Genomic DNA, 23,581 nt, shown 5'->3' with positions numbered 1-23,581 from the left:
ACTTAAGAAAAATATGAAGAAAAAACATAATCACAAGAAAAAACCAAGCGCATTCAAAAAATGGACAGGAAAACTGCATCTGTGGTTCGGTCTGGGTATTGGATTTCTGATCTTTATTATCTCCATTACAGGAGCTTTGTATGTTTTTAAGGATGAAATTGAAAACATTACCCGAAAAGACGTCATTTATCACAACGAGCAGAATATCGAGCAGAAACAGGTTCTTCCGATCCGCGTTTTGGAGAAAGCTGTGGTGGAACAGGTGAAAGAAAAATATCCCGTTCATTGGGTGAATATCCCGATTGATAAAAAGATGTCTTATCTCTTTTACTGGTACGAACACAACCCGAAAGGCTGGAATTATTTTGATGAATTCCCTATCTATAAAGCAGCGTACGTCAACCCTTACAACGGAAAAGTTTTAAGAATGTATGATGAAAAAAACGGCTTCTTCCAAATCGTAAAAATGATCCATTGGAGTTATCTTTTAAAACAGGAATGGGGAACTTATGTGGTAGGAATTCCGGTGATTATTTTTGTCATTATGCTGATTTCAGGGATTATCCTTTGGTGGCCTAAAAATAAAGCAGCAAGAAAGCAACGTTTCTCTTTCAAATGGCAGAATGTAAAAAACTGGAAGAGAAAGAATTATGACCTTCACAATGTCTTAGGTTTTTACGCTTCTATTTTTGCATTAGTTTTTTCATTAACAGGACTTTTCTATGCGTTCTTTCTAGTTCAGGCAGCATTTTATTTTATCTTTTCAGGCGGGAAAACAGCTTATCCTGATTTTTCGTCCATTAAAACAAAAGCTCCGATTGAATTAAGAACAGAAGGAACTTTAGATAAAATCAGCAATACGGTTAAAGCTAAATATCCGGATTCTTTCGGTTTCTCGATCGATCTAGGACATGAACATATGGATGATCACGAACATCCGAATTTCGAAGTTTATGTGAAACATTTATCCTATTCTTACCACAAAAGCAGCAGTTTGATCTTTGATGAAAACTCAGGCGAATTGCTTCATACTCACGACATGAAAGACAAAAATTTCGGCGAAAAAACGGTCGGAGCCAATTATGATATCCATGTAGGATCGATTTTGGGACTTCCTACGAAGATCATCGCATTCATCGTAAGCTTGATATGTGCCTCATTACCAGTGACTGGCTTTATGATTTGGTGGGGAAGAAGAAAAAAGAAAACCGTAAAAATAATATAATATTTTTTTCAAATAAATATTTGGTTAATCGTCTCAGAATACAATCTTTTTTATAATTTTAACCTTTTAGAATTATAAGAATAGAAAATGTCATTAATCGATTTATCAAAAAACGTTGCCCTTGGTATTGACATAGGCGGAACGAATACGAAATTTGGAGTTGTAAACCACCGAGGTGAAGTTATTGAAAAAGGACATCTGCGTACAGATGCCTACGAAACGGTGGAGGAATATATTGATGCTTTGTACGAAAATATCAATCCATTGATAGAAAGACACAGCAAAGAGAGGACCTTCGACGGAATCGGGATCGGTGCTCCTAATGGCAATTACTATACAGGAACCATCGAACAGGCTCCGAACTTACCTTGGAAAGGCGTAATTCCTTTTGGAAAATTGATGACTGAAAAATTCGGTCTTCCTGCAACCATGACCAATGATGCTAATGCAGCAGCTTTTGGTGAAATGCTTTTCGGGGCAGCTCGCGGAATGAAAGATTTCATCATGATTACTCTGGGAACAGGTGTAGGAAGCGGAATCGTATCCAGCGGAAAATTAATCTACGGACATGACGGATTTGCAGGAGAATTGGGACACACGATCGTAAAACCGGGCGGAAGAAAACACTGGAGCACAGGTTCTGAAGGAAGTTTGGAAGCTTACGCTTCTGCAACAGGAATCGCGATCACAGCAAAAAAAATGAGAGCAGAATTCCCGGAATCTATGCTGAATCAGTTTCCTGAAGAGGAAATTAATTCTAAAACGGTTCATGAATGTGCTTTAAAAGGCGATCTTATTGCTATTGAAGTATTCCGATATACAGGACAGAAATTAGGGGAAGCATTGGCGAATTTTGTCATGTTTTCTTCTCCGGAAGCTATTCTTTTATTTGGTGGAGTTATCAAAGCAGGAGATTTTATTTTAAAGCCTGCAAAACTTCATATGGAAAGAAATCTTCTTCCGATTTTCAGAAATAAAGTGAAATTGGTTTTCAGTGAACTGGACGAAGCGGATGCAGCTATTCTTGGCGCAAGTGCTTTGGTTTGGGAAAAATAACTGAAAGCTTTCTTAAATGATATTGAGCATCCTTTTTTAGGGTGCTTTTTTGTTTTTGTTAATTCTTTGTCCCACAGATTTCACAAATTTTCACAGATGTTTGCGCTTTATTTATATTTGTGTTTATTTGTGAATATATTTGTGGCTCGTATGTTTGTATTTATAAATATAAGTTACTTTAAATAATAAAACTAAGAGGCAGCAGAAATATTTTGTGAGAGGTAATTTTTATTAATATACCGGAAAAAGAAAGATTCTCTGTCTCTAAGTTTCTTTAAAATCTGAACAGTACTTAGGAAGTTTTTACATTCCGTATAAATGCGAGAAAAGATTACAAGAAACTGCAGTTTTTTCACTTAAAATTAAACATCATGGAAAAGCAATGTATCGGTATTGATATTTCAAAAGATTATCTAGACTGTTGTTTTGGAACTTCAGACAGCTTTCAAAATCAAAAATTTGGGAAGAGTAAAAGATTTAAAAATGACTATTGTGGATATAAAGAATTATTGCAGTGGTCGGATGAACAGAATGCCTCAAGAGAAGTATTTTATGTAATGGAAGCCACGGGCGTTTATTATGAGCATTTGGCTTATTTTTTAAATGAGCATCATTGTAAATTATCTGTGCTATTACCCAATATGGTGAAGCATTATTCCCGCAGTCTTAATGTGAAAACCAAGACAGATCAAAAGGATTCAGAGGTTTTATGCAGGTTAGGATTGGAAAGGAAATTAAGAACCTGGAATATGCCTACTAAAATTATGCGTGATTTAAAATTTTTAAGCCGTGAATACCGTGAAGTAAAAGCTAAAATCAATCAGGCTAAGAATCAGCTTCATGCAAAACATCACAGTCATGACTGCCCTGTCTCCACTCAAAAAAGGTTAAAAACACAGGTTTCCTTATTAGAAGTACAGGTATCGGAGATCGAGTCGGAAACTTAGGCTTTTAGTAATGTCTGATACAGAGTTTTCTGATAAAGTTAAAAAAATATGCAGTATTCCGGGAGTAAGTTTTATTACAACAATATGTATTATTGCAGAAACCAATGCCTTTGCGTTAATAACAAATGGAAGACAACTGGCAAGTTATGCAGGTTTAGATATTCAGCACAATCAGTCTGGGAATAAGGAAGGGAAGACAAGAATATCTAAAAAGGGAAACAGTTTTATCCGCCATTCTTTATATATGCCCGCTTTATGTGCAACCAGATTCAATCCGTTAATGAAAGAGTTTTATAACAATCTAAAAGACAGAAAACCTGTGAAAAAAATAGCAGTAATAGCAGTCGCAAGAAAGTTGCTCATTTTAATTTATAAACTTTGGAAAAGCAATATGGAATTTGATCCTAATTATATAGAAAATAAAAAAATAGACAGGGTTGCGCCTGCCTACACAGGATGAATAAATATTCTCCTTAAATAGTTTATACAAATATCTGAAAATATTTGGAAATGAACACAGTACCTTTTGTGTTTTATTTTAAACGCAAAGATTTAAATCTTTTAACTTCTGATTTTAAGGCTTACAAAGGCAAATAAATTTGCTGCGCAAAACTTGAACATCCGCTTTTTCAAATCAACTTGTTGATTCATCTTTGCTCCCTAAAATTTTGTCCCACGGATTTCACGAATTTTCACAGATGTTTGCGCTTTATATTTGCGTTTATTAGTGAACATATTTGTGGCTTTTGTGTTTTATTTTAAACGCAAAGATTTAAATCTTTTAACTTCTGATTGTAAGGCTTACAAAGGCAAATAAATTTGCTACGCGAAGCTTGAACATTCGCTTCTTCAAATCAACTTGTTGATTCATCTTTGCTCTCTAAAATATTCATTGTATTAAAATAAAATCTTTGCGTTAAAAAATTATCTCGCTGATTTTGCAGATTACGCAGATTTATCAACCTTTTTATTTTCTAAGTTGTCATCCTGAGCGCAAAGCAGTCGAAGGATTTTAATAATAAAATTCAGATTCCTCCTGAATGACAAAAACACTGTTGATTTTAATTTTAAATTGAATTTCGCCTACATGGTTCGTGTTTATTCGTGTAAAATATTTGTACAATTCGTGTTTAAAATAATTTGTCTCATCTATTATTGTAATTTGCGTTTAGGAGGTTTGATAAAGCATAAATTGAAAAAGTTTTTCCTATTTTTGATTAGTTTTTTCTGCGTTAAATTAATTTTTAAAAGAGAAACTATTTAAATACAATAATCAACTTAAAATGGATAACAATAATTTAGAACAGATCACTTTCGGAGGCGGATGTTTCTGGTGTGTGGAAAGCTGTTTCAACATGCTAAAAGGTGTAAAATCTGCCATTTCAGGATATTCCGGTGGTCATAAAGATAATCCGACTTACGAAGAGGTTTGTGGCGGAGAAACCGGTCATGCAGAAGTGGTACAGATCACTTATGATCCGGCAATTATTTCTTATGAGCAATTGATGGATGTTTTCTTTTTCCTTCACGATCCAACCCAATTAAACAGACAGGGAAATGATATCGGAACGCAATACCGTTCTGTGATTTACTATAAAGACGATGCTGAAAAGGCCAAAGCTGAAGAGGCGATCAAAGCATCTCAGGAATCAGGAAGATGGGCAGGAACATATGTCACAGAAGTAACGAAATTCGAGAAATTCTGGGCTGCAGAACAGTACCATCAAGGATATTACAATGAAAACCCGACACAGCCTTATTGCAGCGCTGTTGTTGGTCCGAAAATTCAGAAGTTTAAAAAACATTTCGGTGAATTGGGAATGTTGAATGAGGAATAAGATTTTAAATCTTCTTTAAGTTTTGACTAAAACCCGGTTTGATTTATAAATTTTTATAATTCGATCTCTATAAAATGAGCTTAGATTCCTGCGGAATGACAAACTGGATGGAGATAGAATAATATAAATCATAAAATAACAAAAGCGAAGATAAAAACCTCTTCGCTTTTTGTTTATAAAAAATAATCGTTTTAAATGAAGAAAAAATTAGTATCCCGGATTTTGTGTAAAATCTTTTGATGCATCAAGCGTTGCCTGAGGAATCGGGAAAATTCGTCTGTAAGGTTGAGAAGCTGGTTTTGCAGTTCCCGGAAGATCAAACTTACCGAATCTTATCATCGCTTTTCTTCTGTACATTTCCCAATACAATTCAAATCCTGACTCTCTCAATAATGTATTTGCGTCCAAAGAAGTAAGCGTAGCACCAGGAGTATTTCCTTTTAAAGCATCGTTCGTTCTGCTCGTTCTCAATTTATTAATATCAGCCAAAGCTCCAGACACGTTTCCGCTTCTGAAATACGCTTCCGCTCTCATTATGTAGATTGTTCCTAATCTGTACAATGGAACATCCATTCCGCTTGTTCCGTTGTTTCCTAAACTTGGGTCGAACTCGAATTTGAAGTTTCTTACTCCTCTGTTGATTTGAGCTTGAGTAAATACGGCTTCTGAAGGGTTATCAAAATTTAATTCAGGCGTAAAATCCGCTGCAAGTGTCGTATTTTTTTCTGTAAATAATTTATACACCTTAATTCTCCCGTCTGAAGTCATATCAAAGTCTCCGTTCGAAAGAATTTTTGGACCATATTGCTGACCAACCTGCAATCCTCTGTTAAAATGAAACCATGGTTTTCCCGTTCCTTCGACTTTACTTGTCGATGGTACGCTTACGTCTGTTCCGTCATTTCTGAACCATGTTCCATCAGCATATTGATACGTTCTCTGAAAACGAGGGTCATTATGATTTCCATCCCAAGAATAATAGAATTCCGGAGTGATACAATTTGCGTTTGTTCCTCTGTTGTCAGGAGAAGGTTTCTGGATTCTTTCCATTGACATATATGCCAAGTCATTATCCGAACCTTTGTCTGAGCCAGAAATCTTCTTCTGAACGATTGTAAAGATCATTTCCTTACTCGTATCATTATTGATATCAAAATTGTGGAAATAATTTGATTCTAAACTGAAGTTTGCATTATTAATCAACAAATCAGAATACATAATCACTTTATCCATATCCGTTCCTCCTCCATTTACAGCTTGTTCCAGAAAATTAAAATTACTCGCTGTTCTATTCTTCAAAACCGCCCTGTTCAGATACATATCTGCCAACAGCGCATAAGCAGCCTGCTTTGTGAATCTTCCCGCATGGGTATTCTGAGTTTTAATTTCAGCAAGATTTGGAATAAGTCCTTCCACTTCAGTAATTAAAGCATCAATTGTCGTTTCCGCTTTTCTGATTTCGATCGGAGCATTGATATTGTTCGGATCTCTGTATGGCGCCTGTCCAAACAAATCGATTGTTGTATAGGTATAATAAGCCAATAATCCTTTCGCTTCTGCTAAAAATAATGCTTTATTGGTTCCGGTACTTTTGTTGGCGCTTGATATTGCCGTTAAAGATTTTGTAATCCCGAAATTCAGTTGATTCCAAGTTGTTTTTACAACATCACTGTTGGCATCCCAAGAAAATTCGTGCATCGCTCTCCATTTTCCACCATCTCCCCAGTCGCTTCCTCTTGTTGGCAAGATTGCTTCGTCGGTAGAATATTCCTGTAGAGCAAAAACACTTCCATGGTCTACATACGTTCCTTCACCAAGCTGGCTGTAAGCTGCAGCCAAAGCCGCTTCAGGATCTGCAATTTCAGAACCTAAAACCTCATCGATCACTTTTTCATCCAGATTTGTACATCCTACTAAAGACAATACGGCAATGGATAAAACGATTTTATTAATATTAAAAAATTTAGATTTCATGATTTCTTTTAACTTAAATTAAAATTTAACAGTTGCTCCCAAAATGAAAGTTTTCGCAGACGGATACGTCGTGTAATCAATTCCCAAAGACTGGTTACCTCCAACTTGTTTGTTGGTATCAACAAGCGGATCATACCCTGTATAACTTGTAATTGTAAATAAATTCTGTGCACTTACATACAAATTGATACTTCTCAGGAATTTTAATTGTTTCATATCGAAAGTATATCCTAATCTTACGTTATTCAGACGAAGAAAGTCTGATTTTTCAAGATATAAAGAAGATAATTGAGGCTGGTTGGTAAAACTTGCTCCTGAATCGTAGAAGTTTTTCAACACGTTTCTGTCTGAAGCCAAGTTATTGATATTTAAATCTAATGCTGTATTATTAACCAAATAACCTCCCGTTTGTCCGATGAAAGAGAATGAGAAATCAAACTGCTTGTACTTCATGTAAGAATTAACTCCGAAAGTGAAATTAGGAATAGCACCTTCGAAAATTTTTCTGTCATTCTGATCGATTCTTCCGTCACTATTTATATCTTCATAGATGTATTTTCCGTTGGCATCAACTCCCAAATAATTGTACATATAGAAAGATCCGGCTTCGTAACCGTTTTTGTAGATATTCGCGGTAACTCCTGAAAGTCCGGGTCCTGAAACTTCTCCTGAATAAACTGCAGAAACAGGAAGATCTTTAACAACATTGTTTACCGTTGCTCCATTCACATCAAGATTCCAAGTGAAATTTTCGTTTTTAATAATTTCTGAACCTAAAGAGAATTCAAAACCTTTATTCACGATCTGTGCATCCACATTTCTCCAGACTGTACTTGTAGGACTTAAAGGGCTTGAAGGAATATTCAAGATAGGATCTTTCGTTGTTTTGTGGTAATATTCTAATGATCCGTACAATTTATTTCTGAATAAACTAAAATCTGCACCAATATTGGTTTGCTCTACAACTTCCCATTTCAGATCAGGATTTACCGTTCTGTTGATCGAAACTCCGTTGATAAGGTTTAAATTATCATATAAATAATATCCTGCAGCCTGCGTCAATGAAGAGCTCGCCTGTGTAATTTTGTTCGGAACTTCCTGGTTTCCGGTTTGTCCCCAACTTCCTCTTAATTTTAATTCATTAATGATTGAAGAGCCTTTCAGGAAATTTTCATTAGAGATCGTCCAACCTACGGCAACAGAAGGGAAATACCCGTATTTATTGTTCTTACCGAAACGTGTAGAACCGTCTGCTCTTAATGAAGCCGTTAATAAATATTTTTTATCAAAATTGTAATTTACTCTTCCGAAATACGACTGCAATTCGTTTTCCTGAGCATAACCTGCTGCCGGAACAAATGCTTTTCCTGAATACCCAGGGTTAATTTCCGGAGCAATTCCCGCTCCTTGAGCGGCAATATCTGTTAGTCCAAAATAAGTTCCTGTAGATTTGAATTTCTGATAAGAGAAACCTCCCAACGCACTAAAATTATGCTTGTTTAAGCTAAAATCATACGTTAAATAATGTTCCAAAAGCACATTATAAGAATCCAGATTTGCCTGAACATACATTCCTTTTGGCGTTCTGTCGGTAACATTCGGATACATGGTCGTATTTCTTTCCGACATTGTTTTATCGATCCCCAAATTGAATTTATAATTTAATCCCGGTAAAATCCTCAACGTCGCTTCTGTATTCCCCAACACTCTGAATGTATTGGTTTTATCAGTATAAACACTCAATAAATACAAAGGATTGTAATGAGCGTTCATATTGAAGTTGGTATAGTTTCCGTTTTCATCATATACAGAACGGGTAGGATTCGCCATCAAAGCGTGGATAATCAACTGTCCGTCCGATCCTGCATTTCCGCCATTCGGAATTCCTGTTTCTTTAATGTCACTCGCCGTAAGATTTACTTTAACTTTTAATCTTTTGTTATCGAAAAAAGATTCTTCTGCATTCAAACGAGCTGTTGTTCTTTTAAAACTACTGTTCAACACGATACCATCCTGATCCATGTGAGAAATTGATGCAAAATAATTCCCTGTTTCCGTAGCTTTTGAGAATGAAACCGAATGATTGGATGACACTGCATTTCTGTAGATTTCGTCTTGCCAGTCTGTATTTCCGCCGTGATCATACGCTTTATCTATTCCCGCTGATCTGTATTCATTGGCAGTCAATAAATCTAATTTTTTAATCACAGAAGAAAAACCTAAATACGTATCATACGTAAACATCGGCTCGCCTTTTTTACCTCTTTTTGTCGTTACCAAGACAACACCGTTTGAACCTCTCGCTCCATAAATCGCAGCCGCAGAAGCGTCTTTCAAAACAGTGATGGACTCAATGTCACTTGTATTTAAAAAGTTTAACGGATTTTTTGCCGATGTGTTTCCAAGACCAACATTCGGGCTTTGTGCGCTTACTGCATCATTACTCAAAGGGACACCGTCTACAACGAATAAAGGGGTACTTCCGCTTCTGATAGAACCAATACCTCTAATCGAAACATTCACTCCCGCTCCCGGTTCACCGCTCGACTGAACGATACGAACACCTGCGATTTTTCCCTGCATCAAATTATCAACGGAAATATTCATTCCTTCCTTGAAATTCTCTGCTTTCAATTGGCTTACAGCTCCCGTTAAATCTGATTTTTTCTGAGATCCATAACCCACCAAAGTTACCTCTTCAATAGAAGTTGCTTCTTTTTTAGATTTTAAATTAATAGAAACCGAAGTACTTGAAATTTTCACCATCTGTACTCCATATCCTTCGTAAGAAATGGATAATGTCTGCCCGATATTTGCTGAAATACTGAAATTTCCTGAAGCATCGGTAGTGGTTGTAGCGCCGGTTTCCACAACAGTGACTTTCGCCCCTTCAACTGTAGAACCCTCCTGATCTGTTACATTTCCGGTGATCGTTTCATTCACCTGCGAAAAAACAGAATGCGTTTTTGTAAATCCTTCTGCATGAGCTTGGTTTGCGACCAAAAAAATCAATGCGATCGGAATTAGTTTTTTAAACTTAAAAAAATTAATTTTGTGGTACATATCATTAAGTAAAGTAATTATAAACGTTGCCTGCTTAATAAAAATCCGCTGTTGTTCCCGCAACGGCGGTATTTTTTCTCACCTTTCGTTTCATTTTTCGGCATACAAAGTAAAAGGATATACCACGAAATCACTTTAACATAATATTATCTTAAAGTCAATAAAACATAAATATCCCAAAATGAGAAAATAAAATATCATTAATTATCAATGAGTTATGAAACTATAATTTTCTTCATTCACACAATCTTAAAAAACACTTAACATAATATATAAACTTTCAAGAATCAAGACTCGTTAATTTCGCCATTACAAAAATTGAAGTAATGAAAAAGGCAGTTTTCCTAGGTTTATATTTATCTTCATTAAACCTATTCTGGGCACAGTCTCAAAATTTAAATGATTTAAAAATCAATGAAATTCAGGTAATTGGTTCGCACAATTCTTATAAAAAGGCGATCCTTCCGGAAGTTTACAGTTATTTATCTAAAAAAGATACCCTGAATTTTCTTCCGAGAATTCAATATGAACACATTCCTATTCCACAACAATTGGATATGGGATTGAGAAATCTTGAAATTGATGTGTATGCAGACAGCAAAGGTGGAAAATATGCTCATCCAAAAATTTTAGATCTGGTAAAAACAACGCAGCCTTTCGATCCGGAAGGAAAAATGAAAAAACCGGGTTATAAAATGATTCATATTACGGATATTGATTATCAGACTTGGTATTATACGTTGGAAGATTGTTTGAAAGACCTGAAAAAATGGTCTGATGCACATCCTGATCACGATCCAGTTTTCATTACGCTTGAGCCAAAAGACGGAAAAGCCAATAAATTCGGAACAGAACCGGAACATTATACTTCAAAACTTTTCGATGATCTGGATAATGAACTGAAAAAATATTTAGGGAAAAATAAAATCATTACTCCGGATGATATTCGTGGCTCTTACAACACATTAAACGAAGCTGTTTTAAATAAAAACTGGCCGAAAGTGAAAGATGCAAAGGGAAAATTTCTTTTTGTTCTGGATAACAACAGCGAAAACCGTGACATTTATATGAAAGATCATCCTTCTTTGAAAGGGAGAATGGTTTTCACAAATTCAAGTCCGGGAACGCCTGAATCTGCCGTTATGCTGATGAATGATCCGAGTCCGAAAATTGCAGAATTGGTGAAACAGGGCTATATTATCAGAACAAGAGCGGATGCCGATACAATGGAAGCAAGAAAGGAGGATTATTCGAGATTTGAAAAGGCAAAGGAAAGCGGAGCGCAGATTATTACAACGGATTATTATCAGCCGAGCAAACTTTTTAAGTCAAACTATAAAATTAGTTTTGACAATAATACTTACGAAAGAAAAAATCCGGTGAACGGAAAATAGAACATTTTTTACGATTAGATTTACTAGGAAAAGGCTGTCAGATTTTTGATGGTCTTTTCTGTTTTTTGTTTACTCTCCCGCAGATTTACACAGATTTTTTTGTTTCTCGCTGATTTGGCGGATTGCGCAGATCTCTTTTAAACACGAATGAAGCTAATGTTTTTCACAAATAAACACAAAGAAATTGAACGCAAACATCTGTGTAAATCTGTGAGATCCGTGGGAAAGAAAAAATCACAGTCGTCTTATCTCCTGCTTCTTCAAATCTATTTCGAAATGATCTGCAGGATCGCCGTTTGAAAGCAAAGAAAGTATTTTAAATACAGATTTCAGTTTCACAATAAATAAATCCTTTGATTGATTCTCCTGATATAGTTTTTCCAACGTTTGATATTGCTGCAATCTCTCTTTCGGAATGTCTTTTTTTGCTAATTCATCGGCAGATTGAAATTTATATAAGTCAAGTAAAACATCTTCGAAATTCCATTTTCTGAAGATTTCAGAGTTGATTTTTTTCTGCTTTAACTGATCTTTATCTTGAATTAATAACAACAGGTCTTCTCCATTCAACTTTTCAGCTTTTTCGACGAAATCTTTCGGCCAATCATCGGGAATCATTCTCAAACGAACCAGTTCTTTTAGATGAAACAACATAAAATCATGATACGATTTCGACTGTAAAATATCTTTATTCCAACGGGTTTTGCTGCTGTCTTTTTTTAAGGCTTCATATTCTTTTTCGTAGAGTGGAAATAATTCATCAAAATTGGGAACATCATTTAAAACTTCCGTTTGCACTTCCAGCTTTCCAGAAGATTTAATTGTGAGAATTTTGTACGCAGGAAGATAAGCCGCCAACGAAGGAACCTGAACATTCACCAACATTTTATCTCCAAATTTTCGAATTCCTGTGTCATTGATGTGCATATGTCCCGCAAAATGAACCTGTAAACCAGCTTCAGCAAAGGCTTTTGCCACTTCTTCATCCGGAAACTCGCTCTAACTGCCATTTTTTTTCACCCAACAGATTTTTAATTTCACCTGTCGCTCCATCATTAAAATCGATCATCGGATAATGAGTGAAGGCAATGACTGTTTTTCCGTTGGTTTTTGCTTCCTGCATAATTTTTCTTACCCATTCGATCAAATGTTTTTTATTCTTCAAAACATTGTTGTAACCGATACTTGCGCCTTTATAATTTGAAGCATTTTTGGGATTTTCATTTATATTTTTCGGAATGTAGGTATTTCCGTCGATCGCAATCATCCAAATTCCTTTCACAGGTTCGACAACATAACTTAAATCCGGAACAGAAAAACCTTTTTCAACTTCATACATTCTCTTGGAATAATCGGCGTTTTGCAAAGCTTTTTCATAGGAATAATTTTTAAAAGAACCGGAATCAAAAGGCGTGCTCCAAAATAGATTTTCTTTTTTAGGATAAAAACCGAAGTCTTTCAATTCCTCTAAAATTTCCAGATATCCGGATTCTGAGATGTCTTTTGTAATGATTTTCTTGCTGATTTTTCCGATATTTTCTGTGCTGTAAATTCCCAGTGGATGTCCGTCCTGTCCGAGAAAATCATCTTTTCCGGCATCCTGCCGAAACGGACCAACCGGATCATGATTTCCTGTCGTAATATAAAAATCAATCCCGTAATTTTTGTGATATTGATCTAAAATTTTGTTTAATCCGCGGATGTTGTATGCTTGTCCGTCATCCGAAAAATCTCCGGGCATCGCGACAATTTTGATTCCTTTTTTCGCAATATCGTCCAATGCTTTTAGGAAAGCAAAATAGTTTTCATTAAAAATTCTGGTGGAATGCAACTGAGAATCCATCGTTCTCAGAATCGTTGGTTTCCCTGTTTTAGGATTGATAATTCCTTTAAAATCGTTATCCGAAAAGCTTCCAAACAAATCCTGAAAATGCACATCCGAAAGAAAAGCGATCTGTATAGGTTTCTGCTGAGCCGAAAATATAGAAAACGTAAAAAGTAAAAATGAGAATATTCCTTTATTCATCTTATAAAATAAAACGAAATTAAAGGAATATTACGTGAATTGTTTTAACTGGATTTTAAATAATTGTGAAGGAATATTATTCTGCGACTTGGATTGAGTCTATATTTTTTCCTGCATATTTTTCAATCATAAACGAAGTCGACTTCTTTAATTCTCTACCATTATCCGGATCTATCCCGTCGTTTGTAAAAAATTCTACCTCTCCGTTATATTTTGAATACCACGTTTTTCCAAGGGAATTATCAACAGTCATCGTGTCTTTTCTTGTTATCCTTCTCAAATATTTATGTTGTTGTTTGTCCATTGCAACAACTTTAAATTCAGGACTTATATAACTGCTATCCGTACCAATGTATTCTTCCCCATTCCAATACATATAGCTTTTTTCAGTATCAAATTTTGAATTCATAAAACCAAATGTATTTCTGTTATTTTTATCGATAGGATTTGAAAATACAACACCTCCAGTAACAAGGAGTGCAACAAAAACAAATTCTAATACACCTAATCCGTTTTTCTTCATGAAATCAGGAACATTAAAATTCGGGTTGTTCGTTATTTTAATAATAATATTAAAAATCTTTTCTGGTACAGATACTTCTTCTCCATCTAAAAGAAATTTAACTGACGTAGTATTTTCTCCTTCCCCTTCAATTTTCTTTTCATATGTGTAATTAAAGTCTTTAAAATCATCATATCCGATATATTGACTTAGTTTATCCAGCTTATATGGTTCAATATTAACATCGCTATTATTTTCTATAAAAGCCTCATAATATCTGATAAGAGTTTTTTCCGAAATTTTAAAGTCATGATTATCTTCAAGCCTTCCCCAAAGATAAAAAGCTAAACCACTTTTTGTGTCTTTTTGTGACTCTCTTTTAGCTTGTTCAAATACCTCATGAATCAGTAGTTTTCTTTTGGACATAATTAGTTTTTAAGGGTATTACAAAATAGAAGATTTTCTACCGTGTCGCATTACGGGTTTCCGTAACGAATTCCTGTCCATTTTCTGTCTATTGATGTCCATGTTTTGTCTAACACATGCGTCACTTCTTGTCGCATCTTTGCTTCAGAAAATCAGTGATAAACAAAACATTACAAAAACAAATTTACAAAACTGATTTCAAAAACACCAGATAAAACGGAAGAAAACTCCGGGTTGGGAAGCAGATGTTTCTCTTCCGTTTTTGAAGGTTCACTTCCCAAAAAATTTAAGAAGCGCTTCGAAATTTTAAACGTGTACTGCTCATGAGAAAATCATGAGAGGAAGAAAAATATTTCAAAATCTTAAAATTTTTAAACAATGTTACAATTAATATTGATGCTATTGGGAATGGCATTCGGACATAATAATGCAAATACATCATCATGTAATCACGATAATAACGGACAACCAACCACTCAACTTACAAATCCAGGTGGCGGAACTGATCCGGGAACGGGAACTGACCCAGGTGACGGAACAGGGGGGCCGGGGAACGGCGGAAGCACAGGGGGTAATACAGGACAAAACCCTCCTCCGTTTACACAACCATAATTAATTATAAGAGCAGATCATTTAAATCTGCTCTTTTTTATTTACTTTGTAGTTCAAAAACTAACAAAACCTATGAAAAACTATTTTTTACTTATTTTTATAATATTCTTTTGGTCTTGCAGCAAAAAAACAAATAATCAAGATCAAAGTATTGCCAATATTTATTATAAAAAAGCAAAGAAAATCGACAATGATTCCGCTTTTTATTATTTTAATCTAGCAAAGAATTCATATTTAGACATTAAAGACTCTTCCGGAGTTGGTCGTTCATTAGTAAATATGGCTATTATTCAGCATGACCGTGGTGATTATTATGGAAGTATTGAAACTTCCCTTGAAGCAAATAAGTTTCTTAGAAAATTGGAAGACAGTATAATTAGATTTTCATTGGCTTCAAATTACAATAGTATGGGAATTTGTTCATCTTATTTGTATGAGTTTGATAATTCTGTAAAATTTTACAAAGAAGCACTGAAGTATGTAAATGATCCCGAAAGCAAATATCTTTATCATAATAATTTTGGTGACGTCTTAACGACTTTAGGAAAATATAGACAAGCACAACAAAACTTCGAAATAGCTCTTCAAACAAAAACTAAGATCAATTATGCAAGAGCATTAAATAATCTAGCAAAAGCAAAATATTATGAAAATAAAAACTATAATCCTCTTCCAGAATTTTTTGAAGCTTTAAAAATTAGGCAAGAACAAAATGACGCTTTTGCTCAAAATTCAAGTTATGCGACATTATCTGATTATTTTTTTGACAAAGACAAGGCAAAGTCTCTTGATTATGCAAAAAAAATGTTGAAAATATCAACTAAAAATAATAGTAAAGAGGATCAGTTACAAGCCTTACAAAAAATAGTCAATTTAGATAATAAAAATTATTTAAGTTATTTCAGACAATTTCAAGTATTAAATGATAGTTTACAGATATTAAGAACTAAAACAAAAAATCAATTTGCAGTTGTAAGGTATGATGTAGATCAAAAAAACACTGAAAATCAAAATCTAAAACTTCAAGACACTGAAAATAAAATTAATATTTTATATCGAAATGTCGTTTTAATAATCTTATCATTACTATTAATTATTGCATTCTTCTGGTACAAAAAAAGAAGAAAACGCCTTCAACAAGAAAAAGAGCTCGAAGTCAAAAACACGCAACTCAAAATATCGAAAAAAGTTCATGATGTGGTTGCTAATGGGATTTATCAGGTGATGACGAAGATTGAAAATCAGGAACATTTTGATAAAAATGAAGCGCTGGACGAACTCGAATTTGTTTACGAAAAATCGAGAGATATTTCCTACGAAAAAACAGATCCTAAAAATGATGAGAAAGATTTTAGCGAAAAAATATCAGAATTAGTCGGTTCTTTTAAAAATGAAACCGTGAATACTTATATCGCCGGAAACGAAAAAGGTATCTGGAAAAACACAAAGGAATCTACTCAGGAAGAAGTGTATCAAATCGTTCGGGAATTGCTTGTCAATATGAAAAAACACAGCCAGGCAGATCGCGTAGTTTTCAGATTTGAAAGAGAGAATAACCTCATCAAAATCTTTTACACCGACAACGGGATCGGAATTTCCGGAGATGTAATTTATAAGAATGGCCTATCTTCTACGGTTTCCCGTATAGAAACTATCAACGGAGAAATTATTTTTGACACCAAAATTGAAAAGGGATTGAAGATCAATATTTCATTTCCTGTTCTTAAAAACTAAAAAAGAATGTTCAAAAAAATTTTAATCGCAGAAGACCACGAAAGCATCAATTTGTCTGTACAGAAAACATTGGAGGATCTCAACATTCCGAATGTTGATTATGTGTATTATTGTGATGATGCATTGGCAAAAATTCAGAAATCAATCCGTGAAAACGAACCTTACGACCTTCTGATTACCGATCTTTACTATGAAGAAGACCATCGGGAGCAGGAAATTAAAGACGGTAGAGAATTGATTCAGAAAGTAAAAGAAATTCAGCCTTCTTTAAAAGTGATTGTTTTTTCTGCCGAACACAAATCCGGAGTTATAGATTCGCTTTTCAAGGAATATGAAATTAACGGTTATGTACGAAAAGCTAGAAATGATTCTAAAGAGTTGAAAAAATCCATCGCATCGGTTTATATCGACGAAAATTATTTGTCTCTTGATATGAAACAGGATGTGAAAAAATTCAACAGTTATGAGTTTTCGGCATACGATATTACGTTGGTTTCTCTTCTTTCTAAAGGAATTTTACAGAAAAATATTCCTACTCATCTTCAGGAAAAAGATATAAAACCTTACAGTTTAAGCAGTGTTGAGAAAAAACTAAACAGCTTAAAAGAAGACCTCGAAGTCACAAGCAACGAGCAATTGGTCGCCTTTTGCAAAGACATCGGAATTATTTAAAACAAATTTTTCAAGCCTATTTAATAGAAACCTTTCAAAAAATGAAAGGTTTTCTTGTTTTTTGCCGGTTTTACGGATTCCCGTAAGGATTGGATTTTAAAGGGTTATACTTTTGGAGTGTTAAACAATTTAAATTAAATGCTATGAAAAAGTATTACGTAAACAAAAAAGCTCAAAGCAATTGTGATCATGAAGTACACCAAGAAGATTGCATTTATCTGCCATCTACAGAAAACAGAAAATACCTTGGTCAATTCTCTTCCTGTAAAGATGCAGTAGAAGAAGCAAAAAAGGATTATTCTAAATCAAATGGCTGTAAAACATGTTCTAAAGAATGTCATACAAGCTAATAATTTTAAACTCAAAAATATGGAAACTCAAATTCAACATGAAACTACATTCTATCAGGATAGTTTCTGTCACCGTTACTCAATCTAGATATATAACACAATCGAAAACCTATGCGATGAGAAACATTTCCTCTGTTCATATTTTTGAAATTAAAAAAAGCAGAGCCATTCCTATTTTAATGATTCTTTTTGGAATTCCATTTCTTTTTTCTGGAGATATTTTTTGGATTGGTTTAATATTAATCATTTTAGGAATATTAATACTGTTATCCATTAAAAATGAATTTGCAGTAAGAATTAGCACTAATGCGGGAGAAGCAAACAGCATTGTGTCAAAAAACAAAGATTACGTTCAAAAAATTGTATCTGCATTGAACGATGCAATTATTCACAGAGGATAATCAACTCAACATTAAAAAATTAAAATTACCATGAAAAAACTATTACTTACAAGCTTACTAGGTTTAGGCTTATTATTACCGACAACTTATTCAGCATCTACAGACCACACGTCTTCAACAACAGAATTTTTTGCAAAAAAAGGAAAGAAAAAGAAATCGGGTGCTAAAAAAAGCAGAAAAAGCAAAAGGAACAAAGCAAGAAGTTCAAGATCTTATTCTCAAAGTAAAGGCTGTACTTATAATGGTCATGCTTTAACGCTTGGTCCGAGAGGCGGATGCTATTATTACTCAGGAAGCAGCAAAGAATATGTAGACAGATCTTATTGTTCTGGTTGTAACTAAATTTTCAAAAGCCCGATAAAAACATAACCATGAAATACCTTATCATAATCGCCGCACTTCTCTGTTTCATCGGCATTTTCGAGCTGCCTTACGGATATTACACATTTCTCCGGGTTTTAGTTTCGTTTATGGCATTGGTCATTATTGTTAATGAATTCAGAACCAGAAGTTTTTGGCTTATTGCATTCTTACTCATCTTTGTAATATTCAATCCGATTATTCCCATTTACCTTTATTTAAAGTCACTTTGGCTCATGATTGATATTGTTGTCGGGCTTTTGTTTCTCTATTATTTCTACACCTTACTCCCGAAAAAGAAAGTAAAAGAACCTGAAATCATTGACGTGAAACATCAGGAAATTCCCAAAACCCGAGACCGAATAATTAAATAAAAACTATGGAAACCATACAAATACCTGAAAATCTCAAAGCTCATTTTCTAAGATTATATCAAATGGCAATCTGCGACGACGATTTCAGTCCTTTAGAGCTTAAAATGCTTTATAAATCAGCAGAAGAAAGAGGAATTCCACCTAAAAAACTGGATGAAATTCTTTTAAATCCCATCAATTCAAAATCATTAATTCCCGAAACGATTGAAGAAAAAGTAGAATATCTATTTGATCTCACGGTAATGATCTGGGCAGATGGAATTGTTTCCGAAAACGAATATTCGGCGTTGAAAAAATATGTCGCAATGTTCGGCTTTATGGAGGAAAACGTGAAAGATATTTCAGATTATTTCATCGAAGCTGTAAAGCAAGGAAAAACAAAAACTGATATTCTCAATGATCTAAAAAGCTAATTAACCATGAATACTATGACAACCAATATTAAAAACCTATTCCGATTAAAGCCCGTCCCAATCGATGATTCGAAAGACGATACCGTCACATTTCAGATGGAGACCAATTCTGAATCCACGGAAGAAAACAGAAAGAGAAGTTACCATGAAAACGGCTACAGAGACAGTACCCGAAACAACGGAAATCACACCGCCTTATCCATCTGTCTGGATGCAATCTATTCTAAATTTCAAAATGAAGAAAAAGAACTTGTCGAAAAACAGAAAAAATTAAAAGAACCTTACCTCAACGAGCAGAAAAACAAGGAAACCGAGATCAAAGGACTCACTGTTTCTCTTGACAATAAAGAAGATCAATTAAAAAATATTGGTGAAGATATTGAAGCTGTTCAGGATAAAATTGAAAAGATAAAATTCGAGATTAACGATCTTCCAAGAAATCCCGAAACTTATAATGTTAAAGCCACAAAAGGAGCTTCTACAAAGTTTTGGATTGGATTAATTATTTTGATTCCGATCAGTTTATACCTTTTCACTTTTTACATTTCTACTTCTTATTCGGCATTCTTCAAAAATTTTGACACTACCGGAAACATCATTCAGAATGTTTTGGATGCACAGGCTTTCAATAAAGCGTGGGACGAAGGTCCTTTGGAAGGTGCTTTTGTGACATTGATCCCGTTTGTCTTTTTAGGATTGGGATATTTGATCCATATGTTTGGTGAGAACAAAAGTTTCGTCAATTATTCCAAAGTCGCCTTACTTTTCATAATAACATTCGTTTTTGATGCGATTTTAGCCTACGAAATTGAATCTAAATTATATGAATTAAACAAAACCTTCAACTCCTCTCCTTTCGATCTTTCAATAGCTTTTACAAAAAATCAGTTTTGGGGAATTATTTTCGCCGGGTTTATTGTTTACATTATTTGGGGACTTGTTTTTGATTTTGTTATGAAGGAGCATAAAGAAAAAGATAAGATCAAACACGAGCAAACAAAAAGGCAGCAAGACATCTTGGTTTATCAGGAAAAAATCGGAGATCATGAGAAACACAAAGAAGAGGTTCGTACAGCTATCGGAGGCATCAAAGAAATGATTGCTAAAGCAAAAGGCAGAATCGAGGAGCTTCAGAATATTATTGATGGTACTATTATCCCCACAAAAGATTACAAATTGTACGCTTCAGAATACATGCAAGGCTGGATTACGAATATTAATGAAAGAATTCACTCTCAGAAACTAGTCGAAGAATGTATGGAAAGATACAACGCCAATCTCAAGAAAGTTGGAGCAAGCTCCGATAGCCAGAACACTGTTTACATGTCAATTTTATAAAAACTGTTATGAAAAAAATAATGTATTTCTTACTCTCTTCCGCACTTTTTATTCAGTGTGGAAAACCTAAAGAACAGGTTCAGGGAGTTTCGGCTTCTGTCAGCAATACTGCTCATCTTAAAAATTTAAATGTAAGTGTTCTGATCGATCTTTCCGATAGAATTGATCCCGAAAAAAATCCGAACCCGACAATGGAATATTTCCAGCGTGATGTGGAATATATCAAAGCCATAGACAAAGGGTTTTTAGACCACATTAAAACCAAAAGAGTAATTCAGTTGAATGATCAGATGCAGGTTTTCTTCAATCCGGAACCTTCCGATCCGAAAATGAATGAACTGACAAAAGAATTGAAAGTCTCTTTTGATAGAAACACAACAAAAGACAATATTAATCTCGTCGATAAAAAATACTCGTCTTTACCATTGCAAATTTATCAGTCTGCCATAAAAGACAAGCAATATGTTGGTTCCGACATTTGGGAATTCTTTAAAAACAAAGTGAAAGATTATTGTGTTAAAGATAATCATCGAAATATCCTTTTCATTTTAACAGACGGCTATATTTATCATAAAGACTCCAAGTTTTCTGAAGGCAAAATGACTTCATATCTGACTCCGGAATTAGTAAAATCATTAAAACTGAATACTTCAGATTTTAAAGCAAAAATTCAGGATAAAGGTCTAGGTTTTATTAAAGCTAATGATGATTTAGACAACCTAGAAGTTATTGTTTTGGGCATCAATCCGGTGAAAGGAAATCCGTTCGAAGGTGATGTCATCAAAGAATACTGGGAAAACTGGTTCAAAGAAATGAAAATCAAGAATTATCAGATAAAATCGGCTGATCTCCCATCGAATCTTGAACCTATTATTTTAAAAGCTATTTCCGGAAAATAAAAACACTCTATATATTTTACTTATCAAAAAAAGCGAAGAATAATTTCCTCGCTTTTCTTTATTTTCTAAACATCTCCGTGTGCGGAATGTCGTCTTCCAAATATTTTTTTCCTGTATCTACAAATCCAAAATCTGAATAGAATTTCAATAGATAATCCTGTGCAGAAATTCTGATTTCAGAAGTGTGGAAACGGTTTTCGATGGTTTCAACAGCGTATTTTATCAACAGTTTTCCGAGACTTTTTCCTCTCGCTTTTTCTGTTGTTAACACTCTTCCTAATGAAGTTTCATCGTACTTTATTCCTTTATCAAAAACTCTACAGTAAGCCAAAACATCTCCATTTTCTTCCGCCCAAATATGAATGGCTTTCTGATCATAATTATCTAGATCCGGATAAGGACAGTTTTGTTCGATCACAAAAACATCGATTCTCGCTTTTAAAACCGCATATAATTCAGGAACAGTAAATTCTTCGAAAGTTTTGATTTTCCAAATAATATTACTCATTGAAATTCACGTGATTATTGATTAAAAACTCGTTTGTTTTCTGAATGAAATTCAGAATTTCGTCTCCACCAGTTTTCTTTTCCGCTGAGGTCACATAGATTTCCGGTAGGTCTTCCCAAGTTTTGTGAAGCTCAGCTTTATAATTTTCTACGTTTTTAATCGCAATATTCGGTTTCAGCTTGTCAACTTTTGTGAAAACAATTGAAAACGGCACTCCACTTTCACCACACCATTGGATAAATTCAAGGTCAATTTGCTGCGGCGTATGTCTCGAGTCTACCAACACAAAAAGATTAACTAAATTTTTTCTGTTTAAAATATAATTGGTGATCAGCTTTTCAAAATCTTTTCTGATCGACTTCGAAACCTTTGCATATCCGTAACCCGGCAAATCGGTCAAATACCAACTTTCATTAACTAAAAAATGATTAATAAGTTGAGTTTTCCCCGGAGTTCCGGAAGTTTTGGCCAAATCTTTATGATTCATCATTGCATTAATCAACGACGATTTTCCAACATTAGATCTTCCGATAAAAGCATATTCTGCCATATCAGGTTCGGGACATTCCTGCCATTTTCCGCTGCTTTTTACAAATGTTGCTGTTTTAATAACCATTTTCTAGATTCTTTTTTAGAAAAATAAACCATTAAGAAAGCTCCTAATGGTTTATTTATATTTTATTTTTAAACTTTATCTTTTACCCAGCTGTAGAGAATTTCGTTGAACTCGTCTGGTTTTTCCATCATCGCTGCATGTCCGCATTTATCAATCCAGAAAAGCTCTGAATTCGGGATAAATTTGTGCATGTCTTCTGCAACTTCAGGAGGTGTTACATTATCCTGTTTTCCCCAGATCAGACACGTTGGTGTCAAAATTTTAGGGAGATCGTTCAGCATATTGTGTTTAATTGCGCTTCTCGCCAACATCACGGTTTTGATGCCTTTCATCCTGTCATTCACCACGCCAAAAACTTCATCTACCAAATCTTCGGTTGCCACAGACGGATCATAAAAAACCTCTTCCGTTTTCTTTCTTATGTAGGAACGGTCGTTCTTTCTCGGAAAACTATCCCCGAAAGTTCTTTCATACAAACCTGAACTTCCCGTAAGAACAAGATTCTTAACCAAATCGGGTCTTGCCAAGGTTAAAATAAGACCGATGTGACCTCCCATTGAGTTTCCTACAATAGTAACAGGTCCGGAAATATTACTTTCTATAAACTTGACAATATATTTTGCGATCGTGGTAAGATTCGTATTGAGTACCGGCAAATCGTAGATCGGCAACTGAGGAACATATACTTTGAAACCTCGGTCTGAAAAAAAATCTACCATCTTATCGAAATTACTCAACCCACCCATTAAACCGTGCAACAGCACCAATGGATGTCCTTCTCCCGCCTCAACAAAAGTATATTTCTTTTCTTTTTTTGTACTAAATATCATAAGATGCCTTAATAAAGCCTTGC

General features: G+C 34.5%; 24 protein-coding genes. 16 read left to right on the top strand and 8 right to left on the bottom strand.

Translation table 11 applies throughout. The features are described from left to right. Positions 1-13: 13 nt before the first annotated feature. The 5 genes from J3D55_RS02375 to msrA all read left to right on the top strand — a co-directional run bounded on the left by J3D55_RS02375 (position 14) and on the right by msrA (position 5,066). The gene (locus tag J3D55_RS02375) at positions 14-1,225 is read left to right on the top strand and encodes a PepSY-associated TM helix domain-containing protein (protein WP_259127699.1); all 1,212 of its coding nucleotides are present in this window, start codon (positions 14-16) and stop codon (positions 1,223-1,225) included. 87 nt (positions 1,226-1,312) lie between these two features. Continuing rightward, positions 1,313-2,281 carry an ROK family protein gene (locus J3D55_RS02370; protein ID WP_259127698.1) on the top strand — a complete coding sequence of 323 codons (969 nt, stop codon included), beginning with the start codon at positions 1,313-1,315 and terminating at the stop codon, positions 2,279-2,281. A 371-nt stretch (positions 2,282-2,652) separates the two neighbouring features. Beyond that, a complete protein-coding gene (locus J3D55_RS02365) occupies positions 2,653-3,228 on the top strand; it encodes an IS110 family transposase (protein WP_259127696.1) in 576 nt (191 codons plus the stop codon). Between the two features lie 10 nt (positions 3,229-3,238). Further along, positions 3,239-3,688, top strand: coding sequence for a transposase (locus J3D55_RS02360; RefSeq protein ID WP_259127695.1), 450 nt, complete (start codon positions 3,239-3,241; stop codon positions 3,686-3,688). 823 nt (positions 3,689-4,511) lie between these two features. Then, positions 4,512-5,066 (top strand): peptide-methionine (S)-S-oxide reductase MsrA, encoded by a 555-nt coding sequence (gene msrA / locus J3D55_RS02355; protein ID WP_259127694.1) that lies wholly within the window; start codon positions 4,512-4,514, stop codon positions 5,064-5,066. 207 nt (positions 5,067-5,273) lie between these two features. On the opposite strand, the gene J3D55_RS02350 is transcribed toward msrA, so the two are convergent. Both J3D55_RS02350 and J3D55_RS02345 read right to left on the bottom strand, forming a co-directional pair. Next, positions 5,274-7,040, bottom strand: coding sequence for a RagB/SusD family nutrient uptake outer membrane protein (locus J3D55_RS02350; protein ID WP_259127693.1), 1,767 nt, complete (start codon positions 7,038-7,040; stop codon positions 5,274-5,276). Between the two features lie 18 nt (positions 7,041-7,058). Further along, complete coding sequence (locus J3D55_RS02345) at positions 7,059-10,103, bottom strand: SusC/RagA family TonB-linked outer membrane protein (protein ID WP_259127692.1); 3,045 nt, start codon at positions 10,101-10,103, stop codon at positions 7,059-7,061. 326 nt (positions 10,104-10,429) lie between these two features. Between J3D55_RS02345 and J3D55_RS02340 the strand changes: the two genes are divergently transcribed. After that, the gene (locus tag J3D55_RS02340) at positions 10,430-11,497 is read left to right on the top strand and encodes a phosphatidylinositol-specific phospholipase C1-like protein (RefSeq protein ID WP_259127691.1); all 1,068 of its coding nucleotides are present in this window, start codon (positions 10,430-10,432) and stop codon (positions 11,495-11,497) included. A gap of 234 nt (positions 11,498-11,731) precedes the next feature. On the opposite strand, the gene J3D55_RS02335 is transcribed toward J3D55_RS02340, so the two are convergent. From J3D55_RS02335 to J3D55_RS02325, 3 genes are all read right to left on the bottom strand, one after another. Continuing rightward, positions 11,732-12,475 (bottom strand): hypothetical protein, encoded by a 744-nt coding sequence (locus J3D55_RS02335; protein ID WP_259127690.1) that lies wholly within the window; start codon positions 12,473-12,475, stop codon positions 11,732-11,734. A 4-nt stretch (positions 12,476-12,479) separates the two neighbouring features. Continuing rightward, a complete protein-coding gene (locus J3D55_RS02330; protein ID WP_259127689.1) occupies positions 12,480-13,523 on the bottom strand; it encodes a metallophosphoesterase family protein in 1,044 nt (347 codons plus the stop codon). 76 nt (positions 13,524-13,599) lie between these two features. Further along, positions 13,600-14,451, bottom strand: coding sequence for a hypothetical protein (locus tag J3D55_RS02325; protein ID WP_259127688.1), 852 nt, complete (start codon positions 14,449-14,451; stop codon positions 13,600-13,602). A gap of 378 nt (positions 14,452-14,829) precedes the next feature. Between J3D55_RS02325 and J3D55_RS02320 the strand changes: the two genes are divergently transcribed. The 10 genes from J3D55_RS02320 (at position 14,830) to J3D55_RS02275 (ending at position 21,604) form a co-directional block, all read left to right on the top strand. Continuing rightward, entirely contained in the window at positions 14,830-15,063 is a 234-nt protein-coding gene (locus J3D55_RS02320; protein WP_259127686.1) for a hypothetical protein, read from the top strand. 72 nt (positions 15,064-15,135) lie between these two features. Further along, positions 15,136-16,797 carry a tetratricopeptide repeat-containing sensor histidine kinase gene (locus tag J3D55_RS02315; protein WP_259127685.1) on the top strand — a complete coding sequence of 554 codons (1,662 nt, stop codon included), beginning with the start codon at positions 15,136-15,138 and terminating at the stop codon, positions 16,795-16,797. Between the two features lie 6 nt (positions 16,798-16,803). Beyond that, the gene (locus tag J3D55_RS02310; protein ID WP_259127683.1) at positions 16,804-17,469 is read left to right on the top strand and encodes a response regulator; all 666 of its coding nucleotides are present in this window, start codon (positions 16,804-16,806) and stop codon (positions 17,467-17,469) included. Between the two features lie 143 nt (positions 17,470-17,612). Continuing rightward, entirely contained in the window at positions 17,613-17,819 is a 207-nt protein-coding gene (locus J3D55_RS02305) for a hypothetical protein (RefSeq protein ID WP_259127682.1), read from the top strand. Then, a complete protein-coding gene (locus tag J3D55_RS02300) occupies positions 17,804-18,220 on the top strand; it encodes a DUF6232 family protein (RefSeq protein ID WP_310466716.1) in 417 nt (138 codons plus the stop codon). Before J3D55_RS02305 ends, J3D55_RS02300 begins: the two co-directional genes overlap by 16 nt. A gap of 30 nt (positions 18,221-18,250) precedes the next feature. Continuing rightward, the gene (locus tag J3D55_RS02295) at positions 18,251-18,562 is read left to right on the top strand and encodes a hypothetical protein (RefSeq protein WP_259127679.1); all 312 of its coding nucleotides are present in this window, start codon (positions 18,251-18,253) and stop codon (positions 18,560-18,562) included. Between the two features lie 29 nt (positions 18,563-18,591). Beyond that, positions 18,592-18,954, top strand: coding sequence for a DUF6804 family protein (locus tag J3D55_RS02290; protein WP_259127678.1), 363 nt, complete (start codon positions 18,592-18,594; stop codon positions 18,952-18,954). A gap of 5 nt (positions 18,955-18,959) precedes the next feature. Continuing rightward, positions 18,960-19,367 carry a hypothetical protein gene (locus J3D55_RS02285; protein WP_259127676.1) on the top strand — a complete coding sequence of 136 codons (408 nt, stop codon included), beginning with the start codon at positions 18,960-18,962 and terminating at the stop codon, positions 19,365-19,367. Between the two features lie 6 nt (positions 19,368-19,373). Further along, entirely contained in the window at positions 19,374-20,705 is a 1,332-nt protein-coding gene (locus J3D55_RS02280) for a beta-carotene 15,15'-monooxygenase (RefSeq protein ID WP_259127674.1), read from the top strand. 8 nt (positions 20,706-20,713) lie between these two features. Then, positions 20,714-21,604 (top strand): hypothetical protein, encoded by an 891-nt coding sequence (locus J3D55_RS02275; RefSeq protein WP_259127673.1) that lies wholly within the window; start codon positions 20,714-20,716, stop codon positions 21,602-21,604. Positions 21,605-21,662: 58 nt separating this feature from the next. On the opposite strand, the gene J3D55_RS02270 is transcribed toward J3D55_RS02275, so the two are convergent. The 3 genes from J3D55_RS02270 to J3D55_RS02260 all read right to left on the bottom strand — a co-directional run bounded on the left by J3D55_RS02270 (position 21,663) and on the right by J3D55_RS02260 (position 23,558). After that, positions 21,663-22,112: a GNAT family N-acetyltransferase gene (locus tag J3D55_RS02270; RefSeq protein ID WP_259127671.1), complete on the bottom strand. Its 450-nt coding sequence runs from the start codon at positions 22,110-22,112 to the stop codon at positions 21,663-21,665. Further along, positions 22,105-22,728: a ribosome biogenesis GTP-binding protein YihA/YsxC gene (yihA, locus tag J3D55_RS02265; protein ID WP_259127670.1), complete on the bottom strand. Its 624-nt coding sequence runs from the start codon at positions 22,726-22,728 to the stop codon at positions 22,105-22,107. Before yihA ends, J3D55_RS02270 begins: the two co-directional genes overlap by 8 nt. Before the next feature lie 68 nt (positions 22,729-22,796). Then, entirely contained in the window at positions 22,797-23,558 is a 762-nt protein-coding gene (locus J3D55_RS02260) for an alpha/beta fold hydrolase (RefSeq protein WP_259127668.1), read from the bottom strand. Positions 23,559-23,581 lie beyond the last annotated feature (23 nt).

Source organism: Chryseobacterium ginsenosidimutans, assembly GCF_024807225.1.
GTDB lineage: Bacteria > Bacteroidota > Bacteroidia > Flavobacteriales > Weeksellaceae > Chryseobacterium > Chryseobacterium ginsenosidimutans.
Note: the sequence above shows the minus strand (reverse complement) of the source record. Positions and strands in the feature narration are given on the sequence as shown.